Below are 20,861 nucleotides of genomic sequence, written 5' to 3'. Positions count from 1 at the left end.
ATGAAACCATTGACTCCCTCAAATATTGTTGAAGAACTCAACAAAAATATCGTTGGTCAGGACGCCGCGAAACGCGCTGTGGCCGTGGCCCTGCGCAACCGGTGGCGTCGCATGCAGGTGCCCATGCCTTTGCGACAGGAAATTACGCCCAAAAACATACTCATGATTGGCCCGACCGGTGTCGGCAAAACTGAAATAGCGCGCCGTCTGGCCAAATTGGCCAACGCACCATTCATCAAGATTGAAGCGACAAAATTCACCGAAGTTGGCTATGTCGGGCGCGATGTGGACACCATCATTCGCGATCTGATTGAAATCGCACTCAAGCAGGTGCGTGAAGAAGCGCAGGTCGGCGTGCTCGAAGAGGCCAAGTCGGCTGCGTTTGACCGTGTACTTGATGCACTCCTGCCGCCAGCCCGCGATTTCGGTTTCACTGAACAATCGGCTGCACCCACAGAGGAAAACCGAACCCGCATCCGTTTTCGCGAGAAACTGTTTGCCGGTGAGCTCGATGACAAGGAAATCGAAATTGAAGTGGCCGCTGCGCCACCATCGCTGGATGTGGTTGGTCCCCCCGGTATGGAAGAGCTCACAGGCCAATTGCAATCCATGTTTCAAAACATCTCGGGCGGCAAGAAGAAACTGCGCAAACTGAAAGTGTCCGAAGCGCTTAAAGCAATTCAGGACGAAGAGGCCGCAAAGCGGGTCAATGAAGAAGAGGTTCGTGCCCAAGCCATTGCCAGGGTTGAGCAGGACGGTATTGTGTTTCTCGATGAAATTGACAAAATTGCCACCAAGGCGGACGGCCGGGGCACCGATGTGTCTCGTCAAGGTGTGCAGCGCGATCTTTTGCCATTGGTCGAGGGCACCACGGTCAACACCAAATACGGCATGATCAAGACGGATCACATCCTGTTCGTCGCCAGTGGGGCGTTTCATTTGTCCCGTCCGTCAGATCTCATCCCCGAATTGCAGGGGCGTTTTCCAATTCGGGTTGAACTTGAGTCGCTGACGGTGGAAGACTTCCAGCGCATCCTCACCAGTACTGATGCCTGCTTGACGGAGCAATACAAAGCCCTGTTGGCGACAGACGGTGTGGAGTTGGTATTCACCGATGAAGGGGTTCGGCGATTGGCTGAAATCGCATTCACGGTGAACGAAAAGACGGAGAACATTGGTGCACGTCGCCTTTACACCGTGATGGAGCGCCTGCTGGAAGAGGTGGCTTTTCAGGCCAACGGTCAGCCCCAGTCCGTTGAAATTACAGCCGACTTTGTGGATTCAAGGCTGGGAGAAGCCGCCAAGTCTGAAGATCTGGCGCAATTCATTCTCTAGAATCTGTAGATCGGCGTTGCAATTTCATTTGTCCGGGTAGATTGGCTTTAAAATGCAATCTCGAACCCATTTCTACCCGGATAGTTTCATGACCGCTGACATTCTTACCCCCGCCATCAAAGCCAAGGTTTTGTCTGAGGCGCTGCCTTACATTCGCCGTTTTCACGGGAAAACCGTGGTGGTGAAATACGGTGGCAACGCCATGACCGATGTCAGCCTGCAAAAATCTTTCGCGCACGACGTGGTGCTGCTCAAGCTGGTCGGTATTAACCCGATCGTCGTCCATGGCGGCGGCCCTCAAATTGACGAGGCCTTGCGCCGTGTGGGCAAGCAGGGCACCTTCATTCAGGGCATGCGTGTTACCGACGAAGAAACCATGGAAGTGGTGGAATGGGTACTCGGTGGTCAGGTTCAACAGGACATCGTGATGATGATCAATGAACATGGCGGCAAAGCGGTGGGTTTGACCGGCAAGGACGGTGCCTTGATCCAGGCCCGCAAAATGAAACTGGCAGACCAGCACGAGCCAGGCAAGTTTCACGACATCGGTTTTGTGGGTGAAATTGCCTCAATTGAACCAGCCATTGTCAAAGCGCTGCAAGACGATGCCTTTATTCCTGTCATTTCTCCAATCGGATTTGGCGATGACGGGCATGCCTACAACATCAATGCCGATCTGGTTGCTGGCAAAATAGCTGAAGTCCTGAAAGCTGAAAAGCTGATCATGATGACCAACACCCCTGGCGTACTCGATAAAAATGGACAATTGCTCACTGGGCTTACGGCCAAGCGCATTGACGAGCTGTTTGCCGATGGAACAATTTCTGGCGGCATGCTGCCTAAAATTTCATCCGCCATTGAGGCAGCAAAAAGCGGAGTAAACTCAGTCCACGTGGTTGACGGTCGCATACCGCACTGCCTGTTACTTGAAATCCTCACTGACCAAGGCGTTGGGACCATGATTCGCAGCCACTGATTTCAAAAAGGCGCCCACAAGGGCGCCACATCCCAGGGGGAGACATGTCGAACAAAAGAATGCCGAATTTGTCTGTGACGGATGGGTTTGATTTTTTCAAGAAAATCTGGGGCAGTCTGCCCATTCCCAGTGTCATGAATCCCACCACCGACCTCGACGAGCTCGACAAGCGAATCTCCGATTTGAAGGCAGTTGAGCAGTGGCTGAATGTGAATCTCAGCATGCTCCGCGCTACCATTCAGGGGCTTGAGGTTCAACGTGGCACCATCGCCACCATCAAGTCTTTCAGTTCCAACATCGGTTTGGGCGCAGAACGCGCCGGCGATACCCCTCCAACCCTGAATGACGAGTTTATTCGAAAGGCCATGCAGGCTGCAGTAGCGCCGCCTCCAGTACCTCGGGTTGAGCCAGTGACCACCAAAACACCCGACCCTGAACCCGAATCATCCGCTTCCAGTGAGTCCGCTGCTGCCGCCCAGGAAACATCGAATGCAATCGTGACCAATGCCACGGCCTGGTGGGGGCTGTTGCAAGAGCAGTTCAACAAAGTGGCTGCAGCTGCTGTGGCCAATGCCGAGCCAGGCGAGACTGCGTCAAAACCCAAAACCAAGCGGTCAACCTCCGCCGTCAAAAAATCCGCCAGCGCCGCCAAGACGACTCGCACAACCCGTTCAAGGACTTAGATGTTTCGTTTTGGCCATGCCACACATCCCAACTGGAGAGAAGCACTTGAACTCGTGTTGGTGCAGCTTGAAGGCCAAATGCAGCTTGAGCAGTTCGCAGCGGACATTACCCGGCCCCAAAAGCTGGGGCTGATCTACGTTACCGAGGCTTTTGCACCCTCCATGCCCCTGATCTTGCAGGGCTTGCGCCAGCGCACCGGTTACAAGGACTGGGTTGGCGGTATCGCCCCGGGTGTGTGCAGTAGCGGTGTTGAGTATTATCAGGAGCCAGCCATCGCAGCCATGCTGATGGAGTTTCCCGCTGATTCTGCCAGGGTTTTCTCAGGAAAAGTGCCCCTTCCCAAGCCGGGTACGGTCAATGCCTCGGGTCGTGATGTCATGGCTTCAGCACTTATCCACGTGGATCCGCTGACAGAAGATATTGACGACTTGCTTGAAGACCTGTCCCTGAAAGTCAGCAGCAACCAGGTTTTTGGTGGGCTGGTCAGTGCAGGTAGTGCGCACACGCATGTGGCCATTGAACCATTGTCCGGCGGAGTGTCCGGCGTGGTATTCGCCAGCGGTTTGCCCCTTGAGGTTCGCATGACACAGGGGGTTCAGGTGGTCGGTGTGGAACATGAAATAACGGCTTTGCGCGGCAACTTTGTTGAAGAGTTGGATGGTTTGCCCGCACTCGACGTACTGCTAACTGACTTGGGTCTACAACCCGATACCGATGAATCGAATTCTGCAGATCACGCCGCCGATGTATTGGCCAAACGGTTTGCACATGGATTGTTTGTTGGCCTGACTGACCGGGCTTTGGCAGAATCCGCAATCCTTAAAGGGTACGCCGCAGGTCGTTCTGAAGCCCATCAACTCAAGGTTCGCCCCGTCGTTGGTATGGATCCCAACAAGAAATCCCTGGCGGTGGCCGAAGACTTCAAGCTCGGCGACAGGCTCTCTTTCTGTACAAGGGATGAAAACTCGGCCCGGGTTGATCTCACCCGCATGTGCGCAGAATTGCGCGAGGATCTGGACGCGCCCGCGCCCAGGCTGAATGAACTGCAGGCTGCCGGGTTTTCTGGAATACATTCTCGACGCAAACCACGTGGTGCGGTGTACATTGCCTGCAATGGCCGTGGTGCTTCGCTTTTCGGGTTACAGGGCGTGGAACAGCAAATTGTTCGCGAGCAATTGGGTGACATTCCCCTCATTGGCTTTTCAGCCAATGGAGAAATTTTTAGGGGTGCCTTGTATGGCTACACAGGTGTATTGGCTTTGTTTTTCTAAATTAAATTATTTGACATGAATATCCTGATACTTGCTGCTGGCAAAGGCACCCGGATGAAATCTGCCTTGCCCAAAGTGCTTCATGCCGTGGGCGGTCAATCCATGCTGAGCCGTGTGCTGGATACATCCTCGCAATTTGCAGACCCCAACATTGTAGTGGTGGTTGGGCATGGTGCCGAAGAAGTTCGGCGTCATCTTTCGGACAGTGAGGCCATTCGTTTTGCTCTTCAGTCCGAACAGCTTGGTACTGGCCATGCGGTGCGTTGTGCAATCGATTCCCTGGCGGACCACCCAGTTACCCTTATTCTGTATGGTGATGTACCTCTGATTCAATTTGAATCCCTGCAGCCGCTGGTTCAAGCTGCACTTCAGGGCCAGGTCGGGTTGCTGACCTTGAGCATGGCCAACCCCCAGGGTTATGGCCGCATTCTTCGCGACAGCGACGGCGCGGTCATTGGCATTGTCGAACAGAAGGACGCAACTGCTGAGCAGCAAGCAATCACCGAGATCAATACCGGTATTCTGGCCTGCCCCACCTCTGATCTGAAAAACTGGGTTGGCAAGCTGGGTAACAGCAATGCGCAAGGTGAGTATTACCTCACCGACATCATCGCGATGGCACACGCAGACGGTTTGCTGGTGCGCACAGCGCAGGCTGGGTATGGCTGGGAAGTGTCTGGTGTGAATTCCAGAGTTCAGCAAGCCGAACTTGAGCGCGTCTGGCAGTTGCATCAGGCTGAAAAACTGATGGCTGAAGGCGTCCAGCTCCTTGATCCTGCTCGCATTGACCTTCGTGGCACGGTGCAGTGTGGCGCCGATGTAGTCATTGATGTCGGTTGTGTATTTCAAGGTCAAGTTACTTTGGGGGATGGGGTGTCCATCGGGCCTTATTGTGTGCTGAACAATGTATCCATTGCTGCAGGTACTCGGGTCGAAGCTTATTCGCACCTCGCCGATGCCACAGTGGGCGAAAACGCCGTCATTGGCCCTTACGCCAGGCTTCGTCCCGGTGCAAAACTGGGTGATGAAGTGCACATCGGCAATTTTGTCGAAGTCAAAAATGCAAGCATTGCCCGGCAATCCAAAGCCAATCACTTGGCCTACATTGGTGATGCCGAAATTGGCGAACGGGTCAATGTGGGGGCGGGAACCATCACCTGCAATTACGATGGTGCAAACAAACACCTCACGGTGATTGAGGACGATGTATTCATTGGTTCCGACACGCAACTGGTTGCACCCGTCACCGTGAAGAAAGGCGCCACCCTGGGGGCTGGTACCACTTTGACCAAGGACGCTCCAGCGGGTGCCCTCACCGTGTCCCGTTCCAAGCAAATCACGATCGAGGGCTGGAAGCGCCCGGTCAAATCAACAAAAAAATAAAAGGACTACTGTTCATCATGTGTGGAATTGTCGGTGTACTCTCAAAAACCAACAGCGTGCCCGTGCTGATTGATGGCTTAAAAAAACTCGAATACCGCGGATACGACTCTGCCGGTTTGGCCATTCAGTCTGACGTTGACCGGTCCATTCACCGTGCACGCAGCGTAGGTCGTGTTGTCGAACTCGACGCCACCACCAAAGCCCTGACCGCCCGCATGGGCATCGCCCACACCCGGTGGGCTACCCATGGGGTGCCCAGTGAGCGCAATGCCCACCCACATGTCAGCGAAGGGCGGGGCATTTCTGTCAGCGTGGTGCACAACGGCATTATCGAAAACCACGAAGAACTCCGCAAATCACTCACCGCGGAAGGTTACGTGTTTCAGTCGGACACCGACACGGAGGTGATTGCTCACCTGGCCCATAAGCACCTGGTCCAAGGTCTGCCATTGTTGGCTGCCGTACAAGCCACGGTAAAACTGCTGGAAGGTGCTTTTGCAATTGCCGCGATTTGTAACACGGCACCCCTGACTTTGGTGGCCTCCAAGAAAGGAGCGCCCCTGTTGGTAGGGCACGGTGACGGGGAGTTCTTTCTTGCATCCGATGCGTCTGCTCTGGTGGCCCACACCAAGCTGATTACCTACCTTGAAGAGCGCGACGTGGTTTTGTTGGAAACGTCAGGTGTGTCGTTTTTTGACGGCGAGGGCATGCAGGTTGAGCGCGAAATCATCGAAAGCCAGTTGTCAGCCGATGCAGTGGAATTGGGCCCTTACGCCCATTACATGCAAAAAGAAATCTATGAACAACCGGGGGCCATTGCGGCCACCCTTGAAATGGTCAGCAACGCCTCTGCGGTGAAGCCCGAGCTGTTTGGTGCGCAAGCCGGCGGTGTTTTGCCCGGCATTCAACAAGTACTGATCCTGGCCTGTGGCACCAGCTACCACGCCGCCTTGGTGGCACGTTATTGGCTAGAGTCCATTGCAGCTTTGCCCACCAGCGTGGAAATCGCTAGCGAATACCGTTACCGGACCAGCGTCAGTCTGCCCAATACACTGGTGATCACCATTTCCCAGTCAGGCGAAACCGCCGATACGCTGGCTGCACTTGAGCATGCCAAGTCTCAAGGCATGGTTAATGCACTCTCCATTTGCAACGTACCCGAATCTGCGTTGATACGCGCCAGCAACCTTCGCTTCCTGACCCGCGCAGGTCCCGAAATCGGCGTTGCGTCTACCAAGGCCTTTACCACCCAACTCGCAGCCCTGTTCACCTTCACCATGGTCATGGCCAAATTGCGGGGGAAACTTTCTGAAGATCAGGAGAAAACGCTTCTTACCCAGTTGCGTCACCTGCCCTCCGCGATGCAGAACATTCTGGCGCTTGAGCCCGAAATCAAGGCGCTTGCAGCCAGCTTCGCAGAAAAGCGCCATGCCCTTTTCCTGGGTCGTGGTGTGCATTACCCCATCGCCATGGAAGGCGCCTTGAAGCTCAAGGAGATCAGCTATATTCACGCTGAAGCGTATGCCGCCGGCGAGCTCAAGCATGGTCCTCTGGCCTTGGTGGATGCGGACATGCCGGTTGTGGCCGTGGCACCCAAAGACACCCTGATTGAAAAGTTGAAATCAAATCTTCAGGAAGTGCGCGCACGCGGTGGCGAGCTTTACATATTCGCCGACCGTGACACCAAAATTGAAGAAGTGGATGGTGTGCACGTGATCAACCTGCTTGATCACGCCGGGCATTTGTCCCCGATTCTGCACACCCTGCCTCTACAGTTGCTGTCCTACCATGTCGCCTTGGTCAAGGGAACGGATGTGGACAAACCGCGCAACCTGGCCAAGTCGGTTACGGTCGAATAACTGACTCCTGTTCATCGGCCTTGAATTTTTTCAGGGCTTTTTCCGAGCCTTGCAGTCGGCTTAAACCTTCAGCCACCCGGTGAAACAGGCCGGGTGCCAAAACCAGTGGTGCAATTGTTTTTGGCGCAATAATCTTGCGTTGGCGCTTCTCAATTCCACGGTACATGGAGGCGATGACCTGTTCCGGCTCTACTGCGCCAAAGGCACCTTTGTGCCCGCCCCACAACACGCCCGCATTCACTTCCTGAATCATGGCTGTGTTGGTGAAGGTAGGGTGTACACAGCCCACATCGATCCCGTCCGAAGCCAGTTCCTGCCGGGCAACATCCGCCAGTGCCTCCACAGCAGCCTTAGAGGCGGCATAGTGCCCCATCAGCGGTGTGTGAATGGCTGCAGCAAGGGAAGAAATGATCTGCAAATAGCCCCGGGTCTCCCTTAGGTAAGGAATGCCAGCGCGGATGGTGTTGAACACACCGTGCACATTCACCTGCATCACAGCATCAAAATCTGCCGGGTTCATGTGCTCAATTGAGCCCATTTTCAAGATGCCGGCGTTGGCCACAATTACATCGATGCGGCCAAATCGTTCCTTGCATTCCGCCATCGCCAATTCAAGGTCTGCAGGTTTACAAACATTGGCCTGGCAGCCGGCAATCGAATCACCGCCCAGCAACTCGCCTTGCTCAAAAACAGCTTCTGCATTCAGGTCGACAACAAAGGCCTTGCCGCCGTTGCTTACCACCCGTGCAGCCAAACCCGCGCCCAAGCCGCGCGCGCCACCTGTCACAAATACCACCTTGTTCTTCATGGTCTATCAATCCTGTTGTTCAAAGAGTTTCAATGAATGTGATGCAGTCGATTGCGAATCTTTCCGGCGTTTCTTCCATCGGGATATGACCCACACCCCGGTAAATTTTCAGTTCCGAATTGGGCATGTCCCGGTGGAAACGGCTCGCCATGTCGATACTGACCCAGCGATCCTTGTCACCCCACACAATCAGTGTTTTGGCTTGAACATCGACGAGCCTTTCCGCGCCCAATTCGCCATCCGTGAATACGCCAACCATCTGGCCGACGGCGCTTCGGTTGGGTTTGTGCATGAACAATTCGAGGTAGCGGTTCATTACCTCTTTCTTTATCTTTGTCTTGTCCCCGTACACATCGCGAACCGCCATTCGCAACAGAAATGCTGGAATCGTATAGCGTGTCAGCCAGGCAATTGTTTTGAACGTAAACAGCCGAATGTAAACCGGCAGCGGCTGCTGATATCCAACTGCATCGGAAATTATGAGTCCCCTGACCCTTTCAGGATGGCGCTGGGCTTGATCCCAGCTCAAAAAGCCGCCAAATGAATTGCCAACCATCACACACTTTTTGATGTTCAGTTCATCCAGCAGGGCATCTACAAATTGCTGGTAAAACGCAACATCCATCTTCCGCGCAAAACCTTGCTCATCCAGCACAGGGCCGGTGAGTCCAAACGGGGGCAAGTCAAATCGAATGACCCGAAACTGTTTGCTCAGTTGTTTTGCGGTCTCGTCCCAAGTGTGCAAACTCGCCGCAAATCCGTGAATCATCACCACATCGGGCCCGCTGCCTTCAATGCTCACATGCACATCAATTCCCATGCATTGAACAAAAACTGACGTGCTCAAGCTGTACTTGTCGCGCAAAGTTAGCTTGTCTGGTCCGGCAAGGCCAAACTCCTTCAGCAAAGTATTCAAGCTTTGTCTCCAATGTTTTGTTTCATCACAGTTTAGGAGTACACAAACTTTCCAGGAACTTGATTACAATCGGGTTTGTTGATATTTTCGGACAAATCCATTTCGCCATGCCTGCCCGTCGAACTGTAGCCAGCGTCAAAATTCTCTGTGAGCTTGGTATCCGGCTGGGCTCCCCACTCAATGCCTTGTTGACTGGCTCCTCGATTTTGCCGGCTCAGTTGGACGACCCGCACCTGGAAATCAATCCAGATCAGGAATTGCAAGTGATTCACAATCTGGTTCGCTTGCATGGCAAGGTGCCAGGTCTGGCGCTGATGGCCGGTGCTGAATACCATCTCACCACCTACGGTATCTGGGGTTATGCGTTGATCACCAGTCCGACATTTCGGCAGGCGGTGGAATTGGGTTTGCGTTACCTTGATCTCACGTTTGCCTTTGCAAGGGTCGAGTTGAAAGAATCCGACGGCACTGCAGCAATCATTCTGACAGTGGATCATTTGCCGCCGGTTGTGCGTTCTTTCGTCGCCGAGCGCGACAGTGCCGCCATCCAGGTGCTGCAGCGGGAGCTTTTCGGTGTCAGCCTGCCCTTGCGTGCCATGGAATTCACGCATCTGCCCTGTGCGCCATTATCCCAGTATGAAGCGATGTTTGGTTGCACGCCTCAGTTCAATGCGCCCCATAACCGGGCTGTTTTCGACGAGCAATGGTTGGGCCTTTCATTGCCCAAATCCAACGAAACAAGCACCAAATTTTGTGAAACCCAGTTAGAGAATCTGTTGTCGCGGCGCATGCAGCGGGGCGGTGTTTCCGCCTGGTTGCGCAACAAGCTGCTTGCAGACATTTCATCCTCGCCCAGCCTGCAGCAAATTGCCACTGATCACTTCATGACCGAGCGAACCTTGCGAAGGCGCCTGACCGATGAAGGCACCAGTTACCGCGATTTGCTCACTGAAGTGCGTCAAACCATGGCAGAGGAACTGTTAACGTCAACTGGGTTGAGTGTGTCCGAGGTCTCCGCAAGACTCGGATACTCCTCACCTTCAGCGTTCATCCATGCATTTCAGAAGTGGCACGGTTGCTCACCTCGCCAGTTTCTGGATGCTCGACCTAAGCAGATAAAGGGCTACTAAACCTGGGAGTGCCGCGAAGGTGGAAAATATGAAGAAGTTGCTCCATCCATACGCATCCACCACAAAGCCGGCTGGTGCCGCCAGGTAGACCCGGCCCATGGCGGCCAACGAGGAAAGCAGGGCGTACTGCGTGGCCGAAAATTCTTTGCTGCAGAGGCTTGTCAGCAGTCCCACAAAGGCCGCGGTACCCATGCCTCCGCACAAATTCTCGACAAATACTGCGCCCCCCATGGCCCATATATCGGGTTCCATCACCGACAGCAACCAGAACGACAAATTCGATATGGCTTGCAAGGCGCCGAACAGCATCAACGACCCATAAAGCCCCATGCGAGTCATCAGCGCACCACCCAAAAATGCTCCCATCAAGGTTGCAATCAGGCTGACCGTCTTGTTCACAGCGCCCACTTCGGTCAAGGTGAATCCGAGCCCTTTCAGCAAAAACGCAGTAGTCAACGAACCTGCAAAGGCATCGCCCACTTTGTAAAGCACAATCAGCAAAAGGATCCAGATAGCCGCCTCTTTGCTCAGGAAATTGCGTGCCGATTCTTTCACGATGCCAAACAGTTGACGTTTGCTTTCGCGGCGCAATTCGTCTTCCGGCGTATCGGCCGAGGGGCTGAATGCCGTGATCACCGCACAGGCAGCAATCAAAGCAGCCATCAGCAGGTAGGTGCCAGCCCACCCAAGCACTTCACCGGCCAGAATCAGGGCCAGTCCCCCGGACACCAGCATGGCCACCCGATAGCCTGTCACGTAGTACGCCGCGCCCAAGCCACGTTCCTGGGCGGGCAGCAAGTCGGTTCTGTACGCATCAATTGCCATGTCCTGGGTTGACGAGCAAAAGGCAATTGCCACCGCAACTGCCGCCACTGTCCACGCAGAGTGAACATCCACAAAGGCCATTGTTGCAATCAGGGCTGCGCAGGCCAGTTGCATCAGCGCAATCCATCCCCGTCGCTGATCAAAAAAGCCGGGTTTCAAGTAATCGAGAAAGGGCGACCAAAGAAATTTGTAGGTGTAGGGAAATCCAACCACCGCATAAAGACCGATTGTTTTTATATCCACATTCTCGACTGCAAGCCACGCTTGAAGGGTACTTCCTGTGAGGGCAAGGGGCAGACCGCTCGAAAAACCAAGAATTAATAAACAAATAAAGCGGAAAGAGGGCATAAGGTGTTGACGTTGTCTAAAAAAGTATCCATAATCCGGGGTTCTCTTTTGGAGAGATGCCCGAGTGGCTAAAGGGGGCAGACTGTAAATCTGTTGGCTTACGCCTACGTTGGTTCGAATCCAACTCTCTCCACCAAGAATTCAAGCAGTTTAACCGAGTGCGCCCCTGAAAAGGGGCGGATAAGGTGTGCGGGTGTAGCTCAATGGTAGAGCTGAAGCCTTCCAAGCTTATGACGAGGGTTCGATTCCCTTCACCCGCTCCAGGCTTTAATAGAAAGTTGCTCATGTGGCTCAGTGGTAGAGCACTCCCTTGGTAAGGGAGAGGTCGGCAGTTCGATCCTGCCCATGAGCACCATACCGTTATAACCGCACTCCTTTGGTTGGGTGCTCGCACCGAGGTCGTCATGGCAAAAGAAAAGTTTGAGCGTAAGAAGCCACACGTAAACGTTGGAACGATTGGTCACGTAGACCATGGCAAGACAACATTGACAGCGGCGATCACAACAGTGTTGGCTCGTTTGAGCGGTCACGGTGAAGCCAAGGGCTACGACCAGATTGATGCGGCACCGGAAGAAAAGGCGCGTGGCATTACAATTAACACAGCGCACGTTGAGTACGAGACAGAAACACGTCACTACGCGCACGTGGATTGCCCAGGTCACGCTGACTATGTAAAGAACATGATTACCGGTGCGGCGCAGATGGACGGCGCGATCCTGGTATGTTCAGCCGCTGACGGCCCCATGCCACAGACACGTGAGCACATCTTGTTGGCCCGCCAGGTTGGCGTGCCTTACATCATCGTGTTCCTGAACAAGTGCGACATGGTGGACGACGAAGAGTTGCTGGAACTGGTTGAAATGGAAGTGCGCGAGCTACTGTCCAAGTACGACTTCCCAGGCGACGACGTGCCAATCGTGAAAGGTTCAGCCAAGCTGGCCCTGGAAGGCGACACAGGCGATTTGGGCGAAGGCGCGATCAAGCGTCTGGCCGAAGCCCTGGATACCTACATTCCTACACCAGAGCGCGCAGTGGACGGCACCTTCCTGATGCCAATCGAAGACGTGTTCTCCATCTCCGGTCGCGGTACGGTGGTAACTGGCCGTATCGAGCGTGGTGTGGTTAAAGTCGGCGAAGAAATCGAAATCGTGGGTATCAAGGACACAGTCAAGACCATTTGTACTGGTGTTGAAATGTTCCGCAAGTTGCTGGATCAAGGTCAGGCTGGTGACAACGTGGGCGTGTTGCTGCGTGGTACCAAGCGTGAAGACGTGGAGCGTGGTCAGGTGTTGGCCAAGCCCGGTTCAATCAAGCCGCACACAGGCTTTAGCGCCGAAATCTACGTGTTGAGCAAGGAAGAAGGCGGACGTCACACTCCATTCTTCAACAACTACCGTCCTCAGTTCTACTTCCGTACAACCGACGTGACAGGCTCGATCAGCCTGCCCGAAGGCAAGGAAATGGTTCTGCCAGGCGACAACGTGTCAATCAATGTTGAATTGATTGCGCCAATCGCGATGGAAGAAGGTCTGCGTTTCGCGATTCGCGAAGGTGGCCGTACTGTAGGTGCCGGCGTAGTTGCCAAAATCACCAAGTAATCATTCGGGTTTTTTAGGGCAATAGCTCAATTGGCAGAGCGTCGGTCTCCAAAACCGAAGGTTGTGGGTTCGATTCCCTCTTGCCCTGCCAAATTTGGTAGGATTGCCGCCGCTGAATAACTTCAGCGGCGGCTTACATTTTAAGAATATGGCGCAGAACGACATTCAAACAATCTCCACTGGGCAAGACAAGCTGATGCTTGTGCTGGCGGTCGCTTTTGCGATCGGTGGTGCTATTGCGTACCAAGTGTTGTCCGCAGAAGACTTCTTTATTCGCCTTGGCGTGGTTCTGCTTGGTGTGGGTCTGGCTGTAGCCAGTTTCCTTCTCTCCCAAACCGGTAAGCGGTTCGTTGGGTTTGCCAAAGACTCCGTTAATGAGGCCAAGAGAGTGGTCTGGCCTACCCGCAAAGAGGGTATGCAGATGACCGGCGTGGTTTTCGTATTCGTGCTGATCATGTCCATTTATTTGTTGCTGGTTGACAAAACGCTTGAGTGGGTCTTTTACGACTTGATTTTGGGGTGGGCAATATAATGTCAAAACGCTGGTACGTGGTGCACGTATACTCTGGCCTTGAGAAGAGTGTGCAGAAATCGTTGCAAGAGCGCATTGACCGTTCTGAGTTCTCTGATCTGTTTACCCAGATTCTTGTGCCCTCTGAAGAGGTTGTTGAGATCAAGGGTGGACAAAAGTCCATTTCCGAACGCCGTTTCTTCCCTGGTTATGTGTTGGTGGAAATGGAAATGACTGATGACTCCTGGCATTTGGTCAAGAATACCCCGAAAGTCACGGGTTTCATTGGTGGAACCGGAAACCGCCCCACGCCGATTTCCCAGAAGGAAGTCGACAAGATCATGAAGCAGATGCAGGAAGGTGCTGAAAAGCCACGTCCCAAGGTGCTTTATGAAGTGGGTGAAATGGTTCGTGTCAAGGAAGGTCCTTTTGCTGATTTCAATGGCAATGTGGAAGAAATCAATTACGAGAAAAGCAAGCTCCGCGTATCTGTGACCATTTTTGGTCGTGCCACGCCTGTCGAGCTGGACTTCCATCAGGTCGAAAAGGTCTGACGAAGAAATAAGTTTTCACGCCGCCTGTATTTAGTTGCTGACAGGAGAAACGGTAATTCGAGCAACAAGAGGAGCAGTGCAAGCTGCGCTTGAACTCACGGAGAAATTTCAATGGCCAAGAAAATCATTGGCTTTATCAAGCTGCAAGTTCCAGCAGGTAAAGCAAACCCATCACCACCCATCGGCCCAGCATTGGGTCAACGCGGTTTGAACATCATGGAATTCTGTAAGGCATTCAATGCCCAAACCCAAGGCTTGGAGCCAGGTTTGCCAATTCCAGTGGTAATCACCGCCTTCGCAGACAAGTCTTTCACGTTCATCATGAAGACGCCTCCTGCGACAGTGTTGATCAAGAAAGCAGCAAAAATCACCAAGGGTTCTCCACGTCCTCACCTGGACAAAGTGGGTAAGATCACTCGTGAACAAGCTGAAGAAATCGCAAAAACAAAGATGCCTGACCTGACCGCTGCTGACATGGATGCTGCTGTTCGCACCATCGCTGGCTCAGCGCGCAGCATGGGTATCGTGGTGGAGGGTCTATAAATGGCTAAGTTGTCAAAACGCACTCAGGCATTGCGCGCAAAAATCGATCGCAATGCGTTTTATCCCATTGAGCAAGCTCTGGGCCTGGTAAAAGAAACAGCAACCGCCAAGTTTGATGAGTCAGTAGATGCTGCCATTCAATTGGGCGTTGATGCACGTAAATCAGACCAAGTAGTTCGTGGTTCAGTGGTTTTGCCCGCCGGTACAGGCAAGACGGTACGTGTGGCCGTGTTCGCGCAAGGTGCCAAGGCTGAAGAAGCCAAAGCCGCCGGTGCCGACATCGTGGGTATGGACGACCTGGCTGCTGAAGTGAAAGCAGGCAACATGAACTTCGACATCGTAATTGCGTCTCCAGACACAATGCGTATCGTTGGTACGCTGGGTCAGATTCTGGGTCCTCGCGGCCTGATGCCAAACCCGAAAGTCGGCACTGTAACTCCTGATGTGGCCACGGCTGTTAAAAACGCCAAGGCTGGTCAGGTTCAGTATCGTACAGACAAGGCTGGTATCGTTCATTGCACAATCGGTCGCGCATCGTTTGATGTGGACAAGTTGAAGTCCAATCTGGCGGCATTGCTAGAGGCATTGAACAAATCGAAGCCAGCATCGTCTAAAGGTGTGTATCTGAGAAAGATTGCCGTATCCAGCACCATGGGTGGTGGTGTACGCGTTGACCAGACTACAGTTTTGGGTCAATAAGAAACTTTGGGCTGAAGCGCCGGGTTCTCCCGGTGCTTCAGGTTGTCAAAGACCGTTGGAGAAAGAAGGTTTGCTTGCAGGCCTGATTTTTTAAAAAACCATCCAACCTAGATGGCGGTCCCGAGTAAAAGTAATGAATTTACGTTCAAAGCTTGATTTCGGTCGCCTGTTTTAAACAGTGCAATAAGCGCTTCTTTTTGGAGAAAGACCGTGGCATTGAATCGCCAAGAAAAAGCAGCAGTCATCGAAGAGATCACCAGCCAGTTGGCCAGTGCTCAATCCGTGGTTGTTGCTGAATATCGTGGTCTGTCTGTAGAAAGTGTGACGCAGCTCCGCAAGGATGCTCGTGCAGCAGGTGTTTATTTGCGTGTTCTGAAAAACACATTGGCAAAGCGAGCCATTGCAGGTACAGCCTTTGAGGCTTTGTCCGGCAATATGGTTGGCCCGCTGATCTACGGTATCAGTGCTGATCCCGTCGCAGCAGCCAAAGTGTTGGTTAATTTCGCGAAGACAAACGACAAACTCATCTTGACCGCTGGTGCTTTGCCAGGCCAGGTTATGGGTGCTGACGGTGTGAAGGCTTTGGCCACCATGCCAAGTCGTGATGAACTTCTGTCGAAATTGCTGGGCACGATGCAAGCACCTATCGCAACATTTGTACGCACTCTTAACGAAGTGCCTACGAAATTTGTTCGCGGTGTGGCTGCCGTTCGTGATCAGAAAGAATCGCAAGCTGCTTAACTTTTTTCAAGATAGCCGAATCAAACTTTTAACTGGAGAATACTCAAATGGCAACTAAAGCCGAAATCCTCGACGCCATCGCTGGCATGACCGTACTCGAACTGTCCGAACTGATCAAAGAAATGGAAGAGAAGTTTGGCGTTTCTGCTGCTGCCGCTGCTGTAGCAGTTGCTGCACCTGCCGCTGCTGGTGCTGCTGCCGCTGAAGAGAAGACAGAATTCGACGTAATTCTGACTGCTGCTGGCGAAAGCAAGGTAAACGTAATTAAAGTAGTACGTGCATTGACCGGTCTTGGCCTGAAAGAAGCCAAGGACCTGGTTGACGGCGCACCCAAAGCTGTTAAAGAAGGCGTTTCCAAAGCTGAAGCTGACGACGTCAAGAAGCAACTTGAAGAAGCTGGTGCGAAAGTCGACGTTAAGTAATGTCGGTTTTTGAAATGCCCGGGGGTTTTTGCCTCCGGGCTTTTTGCGCTTGAAAGAGCGATTACAACCAGAGTGTGTTAAGCCATGTGTAGAACACATGCATATCGCTTAATCCGCTCGACATCAGGACAGAAAATATGTCTTACTCTGCCACCGAGAAAAAACGCATACGCAAAAGCTTTGCGAAACGGCCTCCAGTTTTGGATGTTCCGTATCTTCTCACCACTCAACTTGACTCCTACACTGACTTTCTTCAATTGGGATTGCCCATTGAGAAGCGTGCCGAACAAGGGTTACAGGCGGCGTTCCAGTCTGTATTTCCGATTGTGTCCCACAATGGCTATGCGCGCCTGGAATTCGTTCAGTACGCGCTAGGTGAACCAGCTTTTGACGTCAAGGAATGTCAGCAGCGTGGATTGACATTCTGCTCCCCGCTGCGCGCTCGCGTTCGCTTGGTTCTTCTTGATCGTGAGGCCAGCAAGCCCACAGTCAAGGAAGTCAAGGAGCAGGAGGTGTATATGGGCGAACTGCCCCTGATGACTCAAAACGGTTCTTTCGTGATCAACGGAACCGAGCGTGTGATCGTGTCCCAGTTGCATCGGTCACCCGGCGTGTTTTTTGAACACGATCGCGGCAAGACACACAGCTCGGGCAAATTGTTGTTCTCGGCACGAATCATTCCATACCGTGGTTCATGGCTGGATTTCGAGTTTGATCCGAAAGATGTTCTGTATTTCCGTGTTGACCGTCGTCGCAAGATGCCCGTCACGATCCTGCTCAAAGCCATCGGCATGAAAAACGAGCAGATCCTGGCCAGCTTCTTTGATTTCGACCAGTTCGAAATCAAATCCGAAGGCGCGTCCATGGATCTGGTCACTTCCCGCCTGAAAGGCGAAGTTGCCAAGTTTGACATCGTCGACAAAGCCGGCAAGGTTTTGGTTCAAAAAGACAAGCGGATCAACGCAAAACACATTCGTGATATTGAGGCTGCGGGCCTGAAGAAAATTTCCGTACCGGAAGACTTCCTCATTGGTCGTACGCTGGCCAAGAACATTGTGGACGGAAGCACGGGCGAAGTTGTGGCGTCTGCCAACGATGAAATCACTGAAGAAATCATGGGCAAGATCCGTGATGCCGGTGTAAAAACCATCGAAACAATTTTCACCAACGAACTCGACCACGGTGCCTACATTTCTCAAACTTTGAGAACTGACGAAACAGCAGATCAAACTGCTGCACGTGTGGCCATTTATCGCATGATGCGTCCAGGCGAGCCGCCCACAGAAGAAGCTGTTGAAATGTTGTTCAACCGCTTGTTCTACAGCGAAGACTCCTACGACCTGTCACGTGTGGGTCGCATGAAATTCAACCGCCGTGTGGGCCGTCCGGAAGTGGAAGGCGCCATGGTTCTGCAGGACGACGACATCCTGGCCGTGATCAAGATCCTGGTGGATCTGCGCAACGGCAATGGTGAAATCGATGACATCGATCACTTGGGTAACCGCCGTGTTCGCTGTGTGGGTGAATTGGCCGAAAACCAGTTCCGCGCAGGTCTGGTTCGCGTTGAGCGTGCCGTGAAAGAGCGTCTGGGTCAGGCTGAAGCCGAGAACCTGATGCCGCACGACCTGATCAACTCCAAGCCAATTTCTGCAGCAATCAAGGAGTTCTTCGGTTCTTCCCAGTTGTCGCAGTTCATGGACCAAACCAACCCCCTGTCTGAAATCACGCACAAGCGTCGTGTTTCAGCCCTGGGCCCAGGCGGTTTGACGCGTGAGCGTGCCGGCTTTGAGGTTCGTGACGTACACACCACCCACTATGGCCGTGTGTGCCCGATCGAAACACCGGAAGGTCCGAACATTGGTCTGATCAACTCCATGGCGATGTTTGCTCGTTTGAACGAGTACGGCTTCCTGGAAACACCTTACCGCAAGGTTGAAGGTGGTGTTGTGTCCGATGAAATCGTTTATCTGTCAGCCATTGAAGAAGGTCGTTATGTGATCGCCCAGGCGAACGCTGAAATTGACGACAAGAAGCGCCTGGTCGGTGATCTGGTTTCCTGCCGCGTTGCAGGGGAATTCGAGTTGATGGATCCGTCCGGCGTTGAGCTGATGGACGTTGCACCAGGCCAGATTGTGTCCGTGGCTGCATCATTGATTCCGTTCCTCGAACACGATGATGCGAACCGTGCGTTGATGGGTGCAAACATGCAGCGTCAAGCTGTGCCATGTCTGCGTCCAGAAAAGCCGTTCGCAGGTACCGGTATCGAGCGTACCGTAGCCGTTGACTCGGGTACAGTAATCGTGGCTGACCATGGCGGTGTTGTCGATTACGTCGATGCAAACCGCATCGTGATCCGCGTGAACGACAATGAAGTGGAATCTGGTTCAGTGGGTGTGGACATCTACAACCTGACCAAGTACACGCGTTCCAACCAGAACACCAACATCAACCAGCGTCCAATCGTCAACAAAGGCGACATCATTGCCAAGGGCGATGTGATTGCGGACGGTGCATCCACTGACTTGGGCGAATTGGCCTTGGGTCAAAACATGCTGGTCGCGTTCATGCCCTGGAACGGTTACAACTTCGAAGATTCAATCTTGATCTCCGAGCGCGTGGTTGCTGAAGACCGCTACACCTCAATTCACATTGAAGAATTGTCCGTTGTAGCCCGTGACACCAAGCTGGGCTCCGAAGAAATCACACGCGACATTTCCAACCTGTCCGAAGCCCAATTGTCACGCCTGGACGAATCCGGCATTGTGTACATCGGTGCTGAAGTACAGGCTGGTGACGTCATGGTTGGCAAGGTCACGCCAAAAGGCGAAACCCAGCTGACTCCGGAAGAAAAGCTGCTGCGTGCAATTTTCGGTGAAAAAGCCTCTGACGTAAAAGACACCTCACTGCGCGTGCCTTCCGGCATGACTGGTACGGTGATCGACGTTCAGGTGTTCACACGGGAAGGCATCGTACGCGACAAGCGCGCTCAGTCCATCATCGACGACGAACTGAAGCGCTATCGCCTCGACTTGAACGACCAGATGCGTATTGTGGAAGCTGATGCTTTTAACCGTATTGAGCGTTTCCTCGTGGGCAAGGTGGCCAACGGTGGTCCAGCCAAGCTGGCCAAGGGCACCAAGATTAGCGCTGAATACCTGAAAGAAGTGGATCATCACCACTGGTTCGATATTCGCCTTGCAGAGGAAGAAGCTGCTGGACAACTCGAAACATTGAAGAAGTCCATTGAAGACAAGCGTCACCAGTTTGACTTGGCTTTTGAAGAAAAGCGCAAGAAGTTGACTCAAGGCGATGAATTGCCACCGGGCGTTTTGAAAATGGTCAAGGTTTACCTGGCAGTCAAGCGTCGCTTGCAGCCAGGTGACAAGATGGCCGGTCGTCACGGTAACAAGGGTGTGGTCTCCAAGATCGTGCCTGTGGAAGACCTGCCTCACATGGCTGATGGCCGTCCTGTGGACATCGTGTTGAACCCGCTGGGTGTACCTTCACGTATGAACGTGGGTCAGATTCTTGAAACCCACCTCGGTTGGGCGGCCAAGGGCATTGGCGATCGCATCAATGAAATGTTGCGTGAGCAAAATGCTGTAGCCCGCCTGCGCGAATACCTGCACAAGGTCTACAACGGCACAGGTACCACTGTTGATCTGGATTCCCTGACGGATCTGGAAATCATCAACATGGGCAAGAACCTGACCAAGGGTATGCCATTCGCCACGCCGGTATTCGACGGCGCGAACGAAGAAGACATTCTGGAAATGCTCCGTCTGGCTTACCCCGACGAAGATCCTCGCATGCAGGCTTTGGGCTTTAACGAGTCCAAGACCCAGGTCACGCTGTATGACGGTCGTACTGGTGATGCGTTTGACCGCAAGGTCACCGTCGGTTACAAGCACGTGCTGAAACTGCACCACTTGGTCGATGACAAGATGCACGCCCGTTCAACTGGACCATACTCTCTGGTGACGCAGCAGCCATTGGGCGGTAAAGCCCAGTTTGGTGGTCAGCGTTTCGGTGAGATGGAAGTGTGGGCGCTGGAAGCCTATGGCGCATCGTACGTTCTGCAGGAAATGCTGACTGTGAAGTCAGACGATGTGAATGGTCGTACGAAGGTGTATGAGAATTTGGTCAAAGGTGATCACACGATTGATGCTGGTATGCCGGAGTCTTTCAACGTACTCGTGAAAGAAATCCGCTCACTCGGTATTGATATTGATCTGGACCGTAATTGATCGGTCGCGAC

The 20,861-nt window shown here is 53.1% G+C and carries 18 protein-coding genes and 4 tRNA genes; 19 read left to right on the top strand and 3 right to left on the bottom strand.

Annotated features, from left to right (window positions below):
* The 6 genes from hslU (at position 1) to glmS (ending at position 7,508) form a co-directional block, all read left to right on the top strand.
* Entirely contained in the window at positions 1–1,335 is a 1,335-nt protein-coding gene (gene hslU / locus RGQ30_RS14445; protein ID WP_130557559.1) for an ATP-dependent protease ATPase subunit HslU, read from the top strand.
* Between the two features lie 88 nt (positions 1,336–1,423).
* A complete protein-coding gene (gene argB, locus RGQ30_RS14440; protein ID WP_130557560.1) occupies positions 1,424–2,311 on the top strand; it encodes an acetylglutamate kinase in 888 nt (295 codons plus the stop codon).
* A 44-nt stretch (positions 2,312–2,355) separates the two neighbouring features.
* Positions 2,356–2,994: a PhaM family polyhydroxyalkanoate granule multifunctional regulatory protein gene (locus RGQ30_RS14435; RefSeq protein ID WP_130557561.1), complete on the top strand. Its 639-nt coding sequence runs from the start codon at positions 2,356–2,358 to the stop codon at positions 2,992–2,994.
* On the top strand, positions 2,995–4,266 hold the full coding sequence (locus RGQ30_RS14430) for an FIST signal transduction protein (RefSeq protein ID WP_130557562.1): 1,272 nt from the start codon (positions 2,995–2,997) through the stop codon (positions 4,264–4,266).
* A gap of 15 nt (positions 4,267–4,281) precedes the next feature.
* Positions 4,282–5,649, top strand: coding sequence for a bifunctional UDP-N-acetylglucosamine diphosphorylase/glucosamine-1-phosphate N-acetyltransferase GlmU (gene glmU / locus RGQ30_RS14425; protein WP_130557563.1), 1,368 nt, complete (start codon positions 4,282–4,284; stop codon positions 5,647–5,649).
* Between the two features lie 17 nt (positions 5,650–5,666).
* Positions 5,667–7,508, top strand: a complete 1,842-nt coding sequence (gene glmS, locus RGQ30_RS14420; RefSeq protein ID WP_130557564.1) for a glutamine--fructose-6-phosphate transaminase (isomerizing) — start codon at positions 5,667–5,669, stop codon at positions 7,506–7,508.
* Here glmS and RGQ30_RS14415 read toward each other — a convergent pair.
* Positions 7,495–8,316: an SDR family NAD(P)-dependent oxidoreductase gene (locus RGQ30_RS14415; RefSeq protein WP_130557565.1), complete on the bottom strand. Its 822-nt coding sequence runs from the start codon at positions 8,314–8,316 to the stop codon at positions 7,495–7,497. The two genes, glmS and RGQ30_RS14415, sit on opposite strands and share 14 nt — an antisense overlap.
* A 19-nt stretch (positions 8,317–8,335) precedes the next feature.
* Complete coding sequence (locus RGQ30_RS14410; RefSeq protein ID WP_130557566.1) at positions 8,336–9,232, bottom strand: alpha/beta fold hydrolase; 897 nt, start codon at positions 9,230–9,232, stop codon at positions 8,336–8,338.
* 107 nt (positions 9,233–9,339) lie between these two features.
* Here RGQ30_RS14410 and RGQ30_RS14405 point away from each other — a divergent pair, with 107 nt between their 5' ends.
* A complete protein-coding gene (locus RGQ30_RS14405) occupies positions 9,340–10,362 on the top strand; it encodes an AraC family transcriptional regulator (RefSeq protein WP_130557567.1) in 1,023 nt (340 codons plus the stop codon).
* Here RGQ30_RS14405 and RGQ30_RS14400 read toward each other — a convergent pair.
* On the bottom strand, positions 10,312–11,535 hold the full coding sequence (locus tag RGQ30_RS14400; RefSeq protein WP_130557568.1) for an AmpG family muropeptide MFS transporter: 1,224 nt from the start codon (positions 11,533–11,535) through the stop codon (positions 10,312–10,314). The two genes, RGQ30_RS14405 and RGQ30_RS14400, sit on opposite strands and share 51 nt — an antisense overlap.
* 50 nt (positions 11,536–11,585) lie before the next feature.
* Here RGQ30_RS14400 and RGQ30_RS14395 point away from each other — a divergent pair.
* The 12 genes from RGQ30_RS14395 to rpoB all read left to right on the top strand — a co-directional run bounded on the left by RGQ30_RS14395 (position 11,586) and on the right by rpoB (position 20,850).
* Positions 11,586–11,671 (top strand) — tRNA-Tyr (locus RGQ30_RS14395).
* A gap of 53 nt (positions 11,672–11,724) precedes the next feature.
* Positions 11,725–11,798: transfer RNA gene (locus RGQ30_RS14390), tRNA-Gly, on the top strand.
* A gap of 17 nt (positions 11,799–11,815) precedes the next feature.
* Positions 11,816–11,890, top strand: a tRNA-Thr gene (locus RGQ30_RS14385).
* A gap of 49 nt (positions 11,891–11,939) precedes the next feature.
* Entirely contained in the window at positions 11,940–13,133 is a 1,194-nt protein-coding gene (gene tuf, locus RGQ30_RS14380) for an elongation factor Tu (RefSeq protein ID WP_130557569.1), read from the top strand.
* A 15-nt stretch (positions 13,134–13,148) separates the two neighbouring features.
* Positions 13,149–13,224: transfer RNA gene (locus RGQ30_RS14375), tRNA-Trp, on the top strand.
* Between the two features lie 12 nt (positions 13,225–13,236).
* Positions 13,237–13,665 carry a preprotein translocase subunit SecE gene (gene secE, locus RGQ30_RS14370; RefSeq protein WP_338284531.1) on the top strand — a complete coding sequence of 143 codons (429 nt, stop codon included), beginning with the start codon at positions 13,237–13,239 and terminating at the stop codon, positions 13,663–13,665.
* Entirely contained in the window at positions 13,665–14,198 is a 534-nt protein-coding gene (gene nusG, locus RGQ30_RS14365) for a transcription termination/antitermination protein NusG (RefSeq protein WP_130557570.1), read from the top strand. Before secE ends, nusG begins: the two co-directional genes overlap by 1 nt.
* A 111-nt stretch (positions 14,199–14,309) precedes the next feature.
* Positions 14,310–14,741, top strand: a complete 432-nt coding sequence (rplK, locus tag RGQ30_RS14360) for a 50S ribosomal protein L11 (RefSeq protein WP_130557571.1) — start codon at positions 14,310–14,312, stop codon at positions 14,739–14,741.
* A complete protein-coding gene (rplA, locus tag RGQ30_RS14355; protein WP_130557572.1) occupies positions 14,742–15,440 on the top strand; it encodes a 50S ribosomal protein L1 in 699 nt (232 codons plus the stop codon).
* Positions 15,441–15,650: 210 nt separating this feature from the next.
* Complete coding sequence (gene rplJ / locus RGQ30_RS14350; RefSeq protein ID WP_130557573.1) at positions 15,651–16,181, top strand: 50S ribosomal protein L10; 531 nt, start codon at positions 15,651–15,653, stop codon at positions 16,179–16,181.
* Between the two features lie 47 nt (positions 16,182–16,228).
* Entirely contained in the window at positions 16,229–16,603 is a 375-nt protein-coding gene (gene rplL, locus RGQ30_RS14345) for a 50S ribosomal protein L7/L12 (RefSeq protein ID WP_130557574.1), read from the top strand.
* 137 nt (positions 16,604–16,740) lie between these two features.
* Positions 16,741–20,850, top strand: coding sequence for a DNA-directed RNA polymerase subunit beta (gene rpoB, locus RGQ30_RS14340; RefSeq protein ID WP_130557575.1), 4,110 nt, complete (start codon positions 16,741–16,743; stop codon positions 20,848–20,850).
* Positions 20,851–20,861: the final 11 nt, after the last annotated feature.

Source organism: Limnobacter thiooxidans (genome assembly GCF_036323495.1).
Classification (GTDB): Bacteria; Pseudomonadota; Gammaproteobacteria; order Burkholderiales; family Burkholderiaceae_B; genus Limnobacter; species Limnobacter thiooxidans.
The sequence above is the reverse complement of the archived record's forward strand: the minus strand, read 5'-3'. Positions and strand labels throughout refer to the sequence as shown.

Bases quoted from the DNA above. Each gene is read 5' to 3' on its own strand.
- hslU (WP_130557559.1), top strand. From the start codon at position 1: ATGAAACCATTGACTCCCTCAAATATTGTTGAAGAACTCAACAAAAAT.
- argB (WP_130557560.1), top strand. From the start codon at position 1,424: ATGACCGCTGACATTCTTACCCCCGCCATCAAAGCCAAGGTTTTGTCT.
- RGQ30_RS14435 (WP_130557561.1), top strand. From the start codon at position 2,356: ATGTCGAACAAAAGAATGCCGAATTTGTCTGTGACGGATGGGTTTGAT.
- RGQ30_RS14430 (WP_130557562.1), top strand. From the start codon at position 2,995: ATGTTTCGTTTTGGCCATGCCACACATCCCAACTGGAGAGAAGCACTT.
- glmU (WP_130557563.1), top strand. From the start codon at position 4,282: ATGAATATCCTGATACTTGCTGCTGGCAAAGGCACCCGGATGAAATCT.
- glmS (WP_130557564.1), top strand. From the start codon at position 5,667: ATGTGTGGAATTGTCGGTGTACTCTCAAAAACCAACAGCGTGCCCGTG.
- RGQ30_RS14415 (WP_130557565.1), bottom strand. From the start codon at position 8,316: ATGAAGAACAAGGTGGTATTTGTGACAGGTGGCGCGCGCGGCTTGGGC.
- RGQ30_RS14405 (WP_130557567.1), top strand. From the start codon at position 9,340: ATGCCTGCCCGTCGAACTGTAGCCAGCGTCAAAATTCTCTGTGAGCTT.
- RGQ30_RS14400 (WP_130557568.1), bottom strand. From the start codon at position 11,535: ATGCCCTCTTTCCGCTTTATTTGTTTATTAATTCTTGGTTTTTCGAGC.
- tuf (WP_130557569.1), top strand. From the start codon at position 11,940: ATGGCAAAAGAAAAGTTTGAGCGTAAGAAGCCACACGTAAACGTTGGA.
- nusG (WP_130557570.1), top strand. From the start codon at position 13,665: ATGTCAAAACGCTGGTACGTGGTGCACGTATACTCTGGCCTTGAGAAG.
- rplK (WP_130557571.1), top strand. From the start codon at position 14,310: ATGGCCAAGAAAATCATTGGCTTTATCAAGCTGCAAGTTCCAGCAGGT.
- rplA (WP_130557572.1), top strand. From the start codon at position 14,742: ATGGCTAAGTTGTCAAAACGCACTCAGGCATTGCGCGCAAAAATCGAT.
- rplL (WP_130557574.1), top strand. From the start codon at position 16,229: ATGGCAACTAAAGCCGAAATCCTCGACGCCATCGCTGGCATGACCGTA.
- rpoB (WP_130557575.1), top strand. From the start codon at position 16,741: ATGTCTTACTCTGCCACCGAGAAAAAACGCATACGCAAAAGCTTTGCG.